Source organism: Candidatus Symbiothrix dinenymphae (assembly GCF_001431085.1).
Map to the genome: position 1 here is coordinate 1 of NZ_BBRU01000285.1, position 547 is coordinate 547.

Consider the following 547-nt stretch of genomic DNA (forward strand, 5'->3'; position numbering starts at 1 on the left):
CAGTACAAAGACTGGCGCAAGATGTATGACGAAATGGGCAAAAGCATCGATGCCGTCATCGTGGCTACTGCCGACCATACACACGCGATTATCGCTGCCACCGCCATGACCATGGGCAAGCACGCGTTCGTTCAGAAACCGTTGACACACTCGGTTTACGAATCACGCCTGCTGACGAAATTAGCCGCAAAGCACAAAGTGGCTACCCAAATGGGTAATCAGGGCGCATCGGGTAAAGGCGTTCGCCAAATTTGCGACTGGATTGCTGCCGGCGAAATCGGCGAAGTACGTCGCGTGGATTGCGCTACCAACCGTCCTATCTGGCCGCAAGGTTTGAATACTCCTTCGCAAGGTCATTGGGTTCCCGATACCTTGGATTGGGAGTTGTTTACTGGTCCGGCGAAATTGGTTCCCTACAACGCCATTTATCATCCCTGGAATTGGCGCGGCTGGTGGAATTACGGAACCGGCGCATTGGGCGATATGGCTTGCCACATCATGCACCCGATTTTCAAAGGATTACAATTAGGTTATCCGACAAAAGTAC

At 52.3% G+C, this 547-nt stretch carries 1 protein-coding gene; it reads left to right on the forward strand.

Annotated features, from left to right (window positions below):
- A partial coding sequence (locus ASC50_RS03640; RefSeq protein ID WP_158648375.1) for a Gfo/Idh/MocA family protein occupies positions 1 to 547 on the forward strand: 547 nt, incomplete at both ends.